At 64.1% G+C, this 11592-nt stretch carries 9 protein-coding genes; 6 read left to right on the top strand and 3 right to left on the bottom strand.

Annotated elements, in window-relative coordinates; genetic code table 11:
- Positions 1-72 precede the first annotated feature (72 nt).
- The 3 genes from H7A76_RS20925 to H7A76_RS20915 all read left to right on the top strand — a co-directional run bounded on the left by H7A76_RS20925 (position 73) and on the right by H7A76_RS20915 (position 2918).
- Positions 73-510, top strand: a complete 438-nt coding sequence (locus tag H7A76_RS20925; protein WP_185700259.1) for a hypothetical protein — start codon at positions 73-75, stop codon at positions 508-510.
- A gap of 166 nt (positions 511-676) precedes the next feature.
- Positions 677-1594 (top strand): phytanoyl-CoA dioxygenase family protein, encoded by a 918-nt coding sequence (locus H7A76_RS20920; protein WP_185700258.1) that lies wholly within the window; start codon positions 677-679, stop codon positions 1592-1594.
- A gap of 181 nt (positions 1595-1775) precedes the next feature.
- Positions 1776-2918 carry a hypothetical protein gene (locus H7A76_RS20915; RefSeq protein ID WP_185700257.1) on the top strand — a complete coding sequence of 381 codons (1143 nt, stop codon included), beginning with the start codon at positions 1776-1778 and terminating at the stop codon, positions 2916-2918.
- Between the two features lie 7 nt (positions 2919-2925).
- Here the strand turns inward: H7A76_RS20915 and H7A76_RS20910 are convergent, their stop codons facing one another.
- Complete coding sequence (locus H7A76_RS20910; RefSeq protein ID WP_185700256.1) at positions 2926-3813, bottom strand: LysR family transcriptional regulator; 888 nt, start codon at positions 3811-3813, stop codon at positions 2926-2928.
- 306 nt (positions 3814-4119) lie between these two features.
- Between H7A76_RS20910 and H7A76_RS20905 the strand changes: the two genes are divergently transcribed.
- Positions 4120-5766 carry a GMC family oxidoreductase gene (locus H7A76_RS20905; protein WP_185700255.1) on the top strand — a complete coding sequence of 549 codons (1647 nt, stop codon included), beginning with the start codon at positions 4120-4122 and terminating at the stop codon, positions 5764-5766.
- Between the two features lie 104 nt (positions 5767-5870).
- The gene (locus H7A76_RS20900) at positions 5871-7493 is read left to right on the top strand and encodes an MFS transporter (RefSeq protein WP_185700254.1); all 1623 of its coding nucleotides are present in this window, start codon (positions 5871-5873) and stop codon (positions 7491-7493) included.
- Positions 7494-7542: 49 nt separating this feature from the next.
- Here the strand turns inward: H7A76_RS20900 and H7A76_RS20895 are convergent, their stop codons facing one another.
- Positions 7543-8760, bottom strand: a complete 1218-nt coding sequence (locus tag H7A76_RS20895) for a DUF2599 domain-containing protein (RefSeq protein WP_260498036.1) — start codon at positions 8758-8760, stop codon at positions 7543-7545.
- A 203-nt stretch (positions 8761-8963) separates the two neighbouring features.
- On the opposite strand from H7A76_RS20895, the gene H7A76_RS20890 reads away from it, so the two are divergent.
- Complete coding sequence (locus H7A76_RS20890) at positions 8964-9704, top strand: hypothetical protein (protein WP_185700253.1); 741 nt, start codon at positions 8964-8966, stop codon at positions 9702-9704.
- A 106-nt stretch (positions 9705-9810) separates the two neighbouring features.
- Here H7A76_RS20890 and H7A76_RS20885 read toward each other — a convergent pair whose 3' ends face one another.
- Complete coding sequence (locus tag H7A76_RS20885) at positions 9811-11268, bottom strand: serralysin family metalloprotease (RefSeq protein WP_185700252.1); 1458 nt, start codon at positions 11266-11268, stop codon at positions 9811-9813.
- Positions 11269-11592 lie beyond the last annotated feature (324 nt).

Here is an 11592-nt window from a genome sequence, read left to right as displayed (position 1 = left end):
ACAAGCTCGATGGCGGCTTCGACCATCGGCGCCGCAACGGCCGCTGCCGGCCCATGACTCAGAAGATCAAGGATGAAGAGGCTTTCGCTGGCGCTGTGCCTGATGGCAGGCGTGGGCCCGGCTGGCGCGCAGGACCTGGCGGCTGCACGCCAGTCCCTGAAGAACTATGGCCTGGCCTACTGCATGGCCAGGCAGTTTCCCGAGCGCTCGGCCATGGGCGAGGACGTTGGGCATGCCATCGGCATGTATGGCGTCTTGGGCGCTGGCCTGCATCAGGTCCTGCAGGACGAAGACACACTCACGACCCTGCATGACCCCTATGACGCCACCACCGACTACGTCTTCAAGGCTTATGACCAGGTCGCGGCCAACAGCAAGCACCGCCCTGGCAAGGTCGTGCTGCACGCTTGCTTGCAGGTCTACAACTCCAGAGCCTTCGACCGGTTCATCCGGACCCAGGACTCCTACATCCGCCAGCAAGACCTGCAAGCTGCCGGCCCCAACTCCTGACAGCGCTCGATGTGCCAATGGCGACAGACTCGCCCTGGCCTGGCCGCGCACCGACAGCAACCGGTGGCAGGTGTCGCTTAAACACCGGTCGAGGTCGAATCCAGCGCTCGGTCAGCGGTGCCACTGTCCATACTCAGGCACTTGTCCCCGGTAATGGAATACGCCCGTGAACCTGCCGCAGCCGCCCGCCCCTTGCCTGGTCAATCCCCTGCCCCTGGACCCGCAACAGCGGCGGCTGTTCCACGAACAGGGCTACCTCAAGCTGCCGGGATTGCTGACCAGCGCCGCCATCGAAACGTTGCGTCAGCTGGTGGAGCAGCAACTGCGCCCGACCCAGGCCAGCGCTGGCGAGGGGTTCAACCGCCTGACCCACCGCCTGGAGCAGGACGGCATTCTCCGGCAACTCCAAGGCCAGCCGGCATTGGCCCAGGTACTGACTTACCTCACCGACAGCCGGCTGATCCTGTGCGAGGCCCAGGGCTTCGAGCTGGACCAGGGGCGCTCGGGTTTCGCCTGGCACTACGATTCGCTGAACTTTCGCTACATCCGCCCCCAAGACCCGGCCTACAGCCTGTGGCTGCCCCTGCAACCGGTACGCCCAGAGGCACAGGGTGGCGGCATGGCCTGGGTGCCGTTGTCGCTGTGCTCGGCCCTGGGCAACTTCCAGTTTTCGCGAATGCTGGCCCAGCAGTTGGCCCTGGGCGAGTCGATCGCCGAGCTGTCCGAGCTCTTGCGCCAGACCTACGCCAGCCCGGGCCCCTTGACCGAGCGTTTCGAGCGACAGCGCATCGAAGAGGCCTTCGAGCCCGGCGATGCCCTGCTGTTCAGCAAGTACCTGTGGCACCGCTCCAGCCCCTTGCTCGCCGGTGAGCTGCCACGGCGCCAGGCCGTGACCCTGCGCCTGGTGGCTGCCCAGGCACGCCTGGACCCGCTGTTGCAGGACGGCGAGACCCGCACCACCGGCGGCCTGGGCATGGGCCAGGAGCGCGGGGCACTCAAGCCGCTGTCCTATGGCTCGCGCTTCGTCGATATCCAGGCCGGCGACCTGCTCAGCCGCTCGGCCCACTGTGGGCCGCTGTTGTGAATCACATGCTGAAAAGCCGGCGAGAGTCACTAGGTCGATCAGCGGTTTACATGCAGAATGAGCGGCCTCCAAGCAAGAGTTCAAGCAACAACTGTCGCATTGAACCGAATCACCCATCATGGACGACTGGTAACCCACCGGTAGCGCATGGTCCCTACAGGACGCTCATAAGGATATTGAAATGCTCATCAGCTCTGCTTCGCCACAAGCACTCGTCGACTGGTTCCACACCCGGCAAATAGAACAACGATTACTCTGTGTAATGCTTGCCCCGAGCGACGCCGATCAGCAAAAGCTTGCGTCGCTGATTGCCAACCTGGATGAAGCAGATTCCGCCATGGGACGCAAAGTTGCCTTCATCCTGCTGGATCCGACGACTGACAATACCTTGGGTATTCTCGAGCAACCTGGAGGAAATGTTGTCGCGTTCCCGGGCCGCGCCTTTCCTTCACAGCAGACTGGCAACAAGCCCATACACGCCCTGCGAGACGAGCAGGCTTTTCAGGACCTGGGGCCAGGCTGGGAGGACCTGCGCAAGAGGATGGCGAAGAATTCGTCGAAAGCCACTGCACAGTTCGTTCCTGCATTCGCCGAACTCTTTGCCATTTCCCCAAGCGAGCAACCCTGTCTGTGTGTCCTGGTCAAAGGACTCGACAAGTCCGTGGTCCTGCCGCTGGGAAGCGATTGGAGCACGACAAGCCTGCTGGCGTTGATGACCCAGTTGCATGAAATCGCAAACCGCACTCCGGATTTTCGTAGCGCCTATCAGCAACTCGAGATAGGTGACCTCAGATCGCCTCTGCCGCCCATGCAAAAAGCCCTCGAGGAAATCGACGAATCCATTTCGACCTTGACCCAGGTCCTGGAAAAACTCCTGTCGCGCTATCAAGGCACCGACAGTGATCACCACATGGTGGCGAGTTTCATCGCCGACCGATGCCCAGGAACGAAGCGGCTGTTGCAGATCTTCAACGAACTGTCCTTCAACGCCGACCCTGACTTCCAGCAAGACCCTCAAGTACTGCGGGCCGAGAAGCTGATGGCACAGATCGGTAAGATCAGGAACAAGATCAGAGACGATCGCCAACGCCGGGAAACAGCCTTGTCCCTTGCCGATCGAGCGCAAATGATCGTGGAAAGCCGGGAACAGTTGTTTATTTCCCTGAGCAAGCTGCGGCCGTTGCGCGAGGTGTCCACCAGCACCATCAATATCCGATTGCTCGGCGGACTCAAAAACCAGCTGGAATGGATAGACCTGGTAGGTAACACCCAGGAAAAAGTCGTCAGCGCGGTTGAGTGGTGCCTCAAGCTCTTCAGCAAGTAACCGCCTCTCAAGTCCCCAGCAAAACCGGCTGGTGCGTGGCGCACAGCTCCATGAGGTAGTCCCAGACCACCCGCAGGCGCACCGACTTGTGCAGCTCGCGGCGGGTGCTGATCCAGTAGGCGCGCTGGATGCTCTCGGTGGGCAGCAACGGCACCAGCTGCCGATCCGTGGCGGCCATGTAGCACGGCAGCACCGCGATCCCCAGCCCCGAACGGGCCGCCTCCTGCTGGGCGATGACGCTGGTGCTGTGGAACAGCACCTGGGGGTTGCGACAAAAGCTGTTGAGGAACATCAGCTCCTGGCTGAACAGCAGGTCGTTGACGTAGCCGATCCAGGCATGGCGCCCCAGGTCCTCGCGATTGCGCAGCGGCGGCGCGCGGTCCAGGTAGGCCTGGCTGGCGTACAGCGCCAGGCGGTAGTCGGTGAGCTTGCGAGTCACCAGCATGTCGGCACTGGGCCGTTCCAGGTGGATGCTGATTTCCGCCTCGCGGTTGAGGATGCTGACGAACCGCGGCACCGCCACCAGTTCCACCTCCAGCCCCGGGTAACGCTCGAACAAACCGCCCATGCGGCTGGCGAGGAACTTGATCCCCAGGCCCTCGGTGACGCCGACGCGGATCTTGCCCAGCAGCGCGCTGGACTGGGTGATTTCCTCCTGGGCCAGCAGCGCCACGTTCTCCATGGCCTCGGCGTGCTTGAGCAGCGCCTCGCCGGCCGGGGTCAGCTCATAGCCCTGGGCGTGCTGGACGAACAGCGCGGTGCCCAAGGCCTTCTCCACCGCCTCGATATGCCGCGCCACCGTGGCATGGGTGGTGTTCAGCCGCCGCGCCGCGGTGAGCAGGCGCCCGCTGCGTTGCAGTTCGAGAAAAAAGCGCAGGTCGTTCCAGTCGAACATGGGGATTCCTTGCCGATATCTTGAGGCGAACACTGTTAGAAAACGCACAGCAGGTGGGCAAAAACTAACATTCTTTTGACGAAAGCTAACAACTAGGATGAAGCACAAGGCTGCCGCGGATGACGGCCTGCTGCTAACAGGCCCTTGAAAAATGTAGGCGAGGCAGCCAGCGCAAGGCGAAAACAGGCGAAAAAGCGCAATTTACATGTGGTAAATGAGCATTTTGAGCCTGTTTTCAACGCAGCGATGGCAACGCAGGTAGTTTTTCAACGGCCTGCTAATAAGAATCTGCCAACGAGGTCACGAATGCTTCCTGCCTTTGACGCTTTCGACTACATCGTGGTCGGTGCCGGTCCCGCCGGCTGCCTGCTGGCCAATCGCTTGTCCGCCAATCCCGAGCAGCGGGTGCTGCTGCTGGAAGCCGGCGGGCGCGACAACTACCCCTGGATCCACATTCCCGTCGGCTACCTGTTCTGCATCGGCAACCCACGCACCGACTGGTGCTTCAAGACCGAGGCCGAACCGGGCCTGCAAGGTCGCACCTTGAGCTACCCACGGGGCAAGGTGCTGGGCGGCTGCTCATCGATCAACGGCATGATCTACATGCGCGGCCAGGCCGCCGACTACGATGGCTGGGCTGCCGAGGGCAACCCGGGCTGGAGCTGGAACGAGGTCCTGCCGCTGTTCAAGAAGAGCGAGAACCACTTCGCCGGGGCCAGCCCGCTGCACGGCGCCGCCGGTGAGTGGCGGGTGGAGCGCCAGCGCCTGTCGTGGCCGATCCTCGATGCTTTTCGCAGCGCTGCCGAACAGAGCGGCATCCCCCGGATCGACGACTTCAACGGCGGCGACAACGAAGGCTGCGGCTACTTCCAGGTCAACCAGAAGGCCGGGGTGCGCTGGAACGCCGCCAAGGCCTTCCTCAAGCCCATCGCCCAACGCCCCAACCTCACCGTCCTGACCGGCGTCGAGGTCCAGCGGCTGCTCCTCGAAGGCGGCCGCGCCACGGCGGTGCGCGCCATGGCCCAGGGGCGCCAGCAGGACTTCAAGGCCCGTCGGGAGATCATCCTCTGCGCCGGCTCCATCGGCTCGCCGAGCATTCTCCAGCGTTCCGGCATCGGCCCGGTGGCGTTGCTGCAACGCCTGGGCATCGGCGTCGCCCATGCCCTGCCCGGGGTCGGCGGCAACCTCCAGGACCACCTGCAACTGCGGCTGATCTACAAGCTGGACAACGCCCGCACCCTGAATCAGATCGCCGGCAGCCTGTGGGGCAAGATGGGCATGGGCCTGCGCTACCTGTACGACCGCAGCGGCCCGCTGTCCATGGCTCCCAGCCAGCTCGGCGCCTTCGCCCGCTCCAGCCCCGAGCAGGCCACCGCCAACCTCGAATACCACGTGCAGCCGCTCTCCCTGGAACGCTTCGGCGAACCCTTGCACGACTTCCCGGCGTTCACCGCCTCGGTCTGCGACCTGCGCCCGCAAAGCCGTGGCCGGGTCGAGATCCGTTCCGTGGACGCAGGCCAGGCGCCGCTGATCCAACCCAACTACCTGAGCCATCCGCAGGACCTGCAAGTGGCCGCCGACGCTATCCGCCTGACCCGGCGCATCGTCGCCGCCCCGGCCCTGCAAGCATTCCGGCCCAGCGAGTACCTGCCCGGTGCGTCATTGCAAAGCCAGGAGCAATTGCATGAAGCCGCGGCGAAGATCGGCACCACCATCTTCCATCCGGTGGGCACCTGCCGCATGGGCCATGACACCCAGGCCGTGGTGGACGCCCAGTTGCGGGTACACGGCATCGCCGGGCTGCGCATCGCCGACGCGTCGATCATGCCGCGCATCACCTCCGGCAATACCTGTTCGCCGACCCTGATGATCGCCGAGAAGGCCGCCGAACTGATTCTGGCCACGACCACAAGGAGCCCTGCCCCGGAAAAACAAACCGCCTCCCCCGCCTGACCCCACCCTGGCAGGAGCGAGGACTGCGAAAAGATGCAGACAGCGACGCCATGACTGGCGCCGACAGTGGAACAACAAAAACAATCACTGTGAGGGATATCGATATGTCGGAACATGCTCAAGCGATGGACTCCACGGCCGTGGCGCCCACCAGCAAGGAAAGCCAGAAAGTCATCTTCGCCTCGTCCCTCGGTACCGTCTTCGAGTGGTACGACTTCTTTCTCTACGGTGCCCTGGCGGCGGTGATCAGCAAGCAGTTCTTCGCCGGGGTCAACGACACCACGGCCTTCATTTTCGCCCTGATGGCCTTCGCCGCCGGCTTCGTGGTGCGGCCCTTCGGCGCCCTGGTGTTCGGCCGCCTGGGGGACATGATCGGGCGCAAGTACACCTTCCTCGCCACCATCATCCTCATGGGCCTGGCCACCTTCGCCGTGGGCCTGTTGCCCAACTACGCCAGCATCGGCATCGCCGCGCCGATCATCCTGGTGGCCTTGCGCATGCTCCAGGGCCTGGCCCTGGGCGGCGAGTACGGCGGCGCCGCGACCTACGTGGCCGAGCACGCCCCCCAGGGCAAGCGCGGCCTGCACACCAGCTGGATCCAGTCCACCGCGACCCTGGGCCTGCTGCTGTCGCTGCTGGTGATCCTGGCCTGCCGCTACTTCACTGGCGATCAGTTCGACGTCTGGGGCTGGCGCTTGCCGTTCCTGCTGTCGATCGTGCTGCTGGGCATCTCCACCTGGATCCGCATGAGCCTGCACGAATCGCCAGCGTTCCTGAAGATTAAGGAAGAAGGCCAGGCCAGCAAGGCGCCGATCCGCGAGTCCTTCGGCAATTGGGAAAACCTCAAGGTGGTGCTGATCGCCTTGTTCAGCATCAATGCCGGGCAGGCGGTGACCTTCTACGCCGCGCAGTTCTATGTGCTGTTCTTCCTCACCCAGTTCCTCAAGATGGACCCGGCCCTGGCCAACAGCTTGCTGATCGCCAGCGTAGTGATCGGTGCGCCGCTGTTCATCTTCTTCGGCTGGCTCTCGGACAAGGTCGGCCGCAAGCCGGTGCTGATGCTCGGCCTGCTGCTGGCCACGGCGCTGTACTTCCCGATCTTCAAGGGCCTGGCCCACTACGCCAACCCGGCCATCGACCAGGCCAGCCGCCAGGCGCCCATCACCGTCACCGCCGACCCGGCCACCTGCACCTTCCAGTTCGACCCGGTGGGCAAGGCGCGCTTCGACAGCCCCTGCGACAAGGTCAAGACCTTCCTGGTGAAACAGGGCCTGCCCTACTCCAGCATCGCCGCCCCGGCCGGCAGCCCGGTGCAGGTCAGCATCGGCGAGGTGAAGATCGACGGTTTCGACGAGGCGGCCCTGCGTGGCGCGGTGACCCTGGCCGGCTATCCGCAACAGGCCGATAGCCGGAACGTCAACAAGGGCATGGTGGTGGCGCTGATCGTGGCCCTGATCCTGATCGCCGCCATGTGCTATGGCCCGCTGGCGGCGCTGATGGTGGAACTGTTCCCGACCCGCATCCGCTACACCTCGATGTCCCTGCCCTACCACATCGGCAATGGCTGGTTCGGCGGCTTCCTGCCCACCGTGTCCTTCGCCCTGGTGGTGTACACCGGCGATATCTTCTACGGCCTGTGGTACCCGGTGGCGATCACCGGGACCAGCCTATTGGTGGGTTTGCTGTGCCTTAGGGAAACCCGCAAGGTCGACATCAACCGCCACTGATCGCCACGGCTGCCGGCCAGGGCACGGCCCTGGCCGGCAGAACCGTCACTCAGGTGTTGTTGCAGCCCTTGGCGAGGGAGTCCTCATTGGAGGTGTAGGGGCGCGAGGGCTCCAGGTTCCACTGCGGCTTGTCCCGGGCGATGTTGAAGTGGCAGACCAGCTGGCGGCGCATGCTGCCCACCGTACTGTCACGGTTGTCCGGGTTGTTCTTCCACTGGGCGTCCAGGTAGTGGTCGCTGGCCAGCTCGTTGAAGAAGTTGTTGGTCTGGTTGTCCTGGACCTTGCGCCCGCAGTCGGTGGGGGTGACTTCCAGGGTCATGACTTTCTTGCCGAAACCCGGGTCGTCCCGCTCGATCCAGGTGGCGCTCTGCACATAGCGTTCGCAGCTGTTCTTTTCGGTGATGGGGTAGATCACCTGCTTCTTGTTGTCGTAGACGAAGCTCGCCTCCTGCTGGGGTGTCTGCGGCAACTTCATGTTGATCACCGGCAGGTATTGCTGGACCGCCTTGTACCACTGGATCTGGTTCAGGCGCGCGCCTTCCAGGCCGGCCTCCTCGGTGTAGAACAGCGCCAGGATCGACGGCGACTGCGGCGGCTTCTCCTCCCACTTGGCCAGGCGCAGCTCGTTCTGGGTACCGAAGGATTCGGCGGCGATCTGCGCCATGGAACGGATGCTCTGGTAGAACGCCGGACCGGCCGCGGCATTGCGTTCGTCACGCACGTCGAAGGAGCACTGGCGCGAATGGTCGCCACGGTTCTGCCGGTAGTTGGCACCCCATTGCTCGGCGGTGGTCACGCCAATCTCGTGGCAGTACTTCTCGACACTGCCCGGGGTACGCCGCGAGTCGGTGCAGCCTTGCTGCTGGCGATCGTCGGTGGCGGCATCGATGGGGAAGGAACACAGCACGGCGTAGTCCTGGTGATCCTTGGGGTTGCCGAAGATGGTGTCGAAGATGAAGCCGCTCTGCAGGCCGTAGGCCAGCTTGCGGAACTTGGAGTCCTTGCGCAGGTAGGACGCCGAGACACCGCCACTGGCCTGGCTTTTCGGGCTGATGCTGTAGAACTGGTAGTCGGTGGAGGGCCAGGTGGCGCGAAACAGCACCCCCGAGCAGAGGAACGCCGGCTTGGACGGACCGCCACAGTCCTGGCGGGTGTCGTTGTACAGCTGGTTGAGACGGGCCACCGTATCGCTGCCTTGGTCGGCCTGGACGGTGGGCAGCAGGCACAGGCCGGCCAGGCCCATGGCAAGGGAAATGCTGAGTTTCATGACATGACTTCCGTGTGGAGTGAGTTCCCTGGCCGGTCGCCAGCGCGACCGGCGCCTGCCAGAGGATAGAAGCGCGGCCTTGCGCCACAGGGGTTTTTCCGTTGGCTGTCCCTGATCGCCGCGGCCTCGGGTCAGCGCTGCGCGGCTTGAACAACGCGCGACTTTGCGCCACTGTCTCGGCATTTTTGCGCTGGAGACCTTGCATGCTGTTCATCTTTCCTACAGTGGCGGCCCTGGCCTTGGCCCTGTTGTTCTGGCGCCGGCAGAAAGCCCTGGTGGCACTGCGCCGCGAAGCCTTCATCCGCGACTTCAACCTGCCGCCCGGCTTGTTCACGCCCCTGCGGACCCGGCATCCGCAGTTGACCCTCAAGGATTGCCAGCTGGTGGCCCAGGGGTTGCGCCAGTTCTTCCTGGCCTACCTCAAGAGCGGCCAACGCTATGTGTCGATGCCCTCCCAGGTGGTGGACGATCTGTGGCACGAGTTCATCCTCCACACCCGGGAATACCAGGCGTTCTGCCACAAGGCCTTCGGCCAGTTCCTGCACCACACCCCGGCGGCGGCCCTGGGCCAGAATGCCGAGCGCCGGAGCGACGACGGCCTGCGCCGGACCTGGCAGCAGGCGTGCCGCGAGGAAAACATCCACCCCGCCCACCCCAGCCGCCTGCCGCTGCTGTTCGCCCTGGACGCCAAGCTGAAGATCGCCCAGGGCTTTCACTACGTCGCCGATTGCCAGTCCCTGCGGCGCCTGACCGATAGCGGCGCCACCAGCACGGTGATCCATTGCGGCAGCGAGTTGCACAGCAGCGCCTTCGACAACGACTACTCCAGCAGCAGCTCCGACAGTGACAGCTCGCGCTTCGGCGGCGATGGCGGCAGCAGCGATGGCGGCGGCGATAGCAGTGGTTGCGGAGGTGGTGGTTGCGGCGGCGGGGGCGGCGACTGAGCGCCGGGGAAACCTGTGGCGGCCGCGCTGCTACCGAACAGGTGGCGGGCCCTGGCCGACAGAGTGGAGGCGGCGCATCGCGCGCCGCTCCACTGGACCTGATCGATCAGGCGATGATGTCGGTCGTTGCTGCCTGGCCGACGATACCCACGGCGAAGTCCGCCGTGCCGTGACCGGCGAGGTCAACCAGCAGGCTGCTCTGGTGGGTGCCGGCGTTGTAGCTGAGGATCGCGTCGCCCGCATGGCCACTGAAGGCCTTGACGAAGTTCAGGGTTGCGCCGCCGGTGGCGAACTGCGCGATACCAGTGAGGTCGATCTTGTCCTGGCCGCTGGTGAAATCCATGATCCAGTCCGGCGCGCTGACGGTGGAATCCGACGCCGCGCCAAAGACGAAGGTGTCCGCCCCGCTTCCACCCCACAGGGTGTCGGCGCCGCCACCACCGTAGAGGATGTCGTTGCCGGCACCACCCTTGAGGACGTTGGCCGCGGCGTTACCGATCAGCAGGTCGTTGCCGGAACCGCCAATGGCGTTCTCCACGGTCACGCCATAGGCGATGGAGACGTTGCCCACCAGGCCGCCAACGTCGGAGAAGGCACCGGCGTTGAGGTTGATCTTCTGGTTATGGCTGAAGCCGGAGAAGTCCAGGGTGTCGTTGCCACCACCGTCCCACACCGCGAACACCAGCTTGTCGCTGTTGGAGTGGGCGCTGTAGAAGTCCCGGCCGGTGTTGGAGTTGAAGCCGTACACGGTGTCGTCGGCACGGGTCTGGTAGTTGGCGCCGTAGAGCTTCTGCACCGCGACGATATCGTCTACCAGCGGTGCCGAGGCATAGGCGCCACTGCCGTCCTTGCTGAAGTTCTGCCCGGTGTTGCTCTCACTCCAGTAGCTCATCAGGCTGTAGCCACGGGTGTCCTGGGCGTAGCTGGCGTCCTTGTAGGTGGGGTTGCCATTGCCGGCGTTGTAGGTACCCGGATGGGACAGGCCCAGGGTATGGCCGATCTCGTGGGTCAGGGTCTGGCGCCCGTAATTGCCGGTGCCGGGAGTCTCGTTGACCCGGTACTGGCTGTTGATCAGGTACCAGGACTGGCCGTCGTAGCTACCACCGGACGGCAGGTAGGCGAAGGCCGCGCCACCGGTGCTGACGTTGTAGTTGCCGAAGGTCATGTGCCCGTCGCCGCCCTTGGCCGCCTCGGTGAAGCTGAGGTTGGCCACATCCGCCCAGGATTGCATCGACAGCACGGCCTGGGCCTTCTGCAAGGCGCTGAACTGGCTGAAGGTGCCCAGGGACGGGTTGTAGTTGGCGGGTTTCTCGGTGAGGAAGGTGTAGGTCAGGTCGATCTTGCCGTCACCGTTCTTGTCGTGCCAGGACAGGTTCTTGCGCAGGATCGCATCCGCGGCCTGGTCGGCGGTGAACGACGGCTTGCCGTTCACCAGATCGCTGCCACCCCGGTCATAGCGGTGGCTGAAAGCCTGTACCTGTTGGTAGGCGTTACTGGCTTGTGCGGCCTGGTCGGCCCAGTTCCAGGTGATTTCCGACAGTGCTTTTGACAGTGTCTTTGACATTGCTACGTCCTTGTTCCAAACAAGATGATGTTCGATAGAACACAAACGACCCCGCCTGCGAGATCGTCCTATCACTCGCCCAAAGAGGCGTTGGAACGCTGACACACTGATCGGCGGCCAGTCCACGGTTTTCTGCGCCCGACCACGACGTGATGCCTCCACTGGCGCGGAGTCGATATTGCTCGCACGCATCGCCCCGGCGATAGGCCAGGGACTTGTCCGGTGCGGCCTGTGCCGAAGGCGTGCCACTGTCCGACGTCGCCTGCCCGGGCAACCTGGCGGTCGGTGCCGACCAGGACGGGCCGGTCTCCATCAACGGCAAGA

The organism is Pseudomonas sp. MSSRFD41 (genome assembly GCF_014230245.1).
Classification (GTDB): Bacteria; Pseudomonadota; Gammaproteobacteria; order Pseudomonadales; family Pseudomonadaceae; genus Aquipseudomonas; species Aquipseudomonas piscis.
Note: the sequence above shows the minus strand (reverse complement) of the source record. Positions and strands in the feature narration are given on the sequence as shown.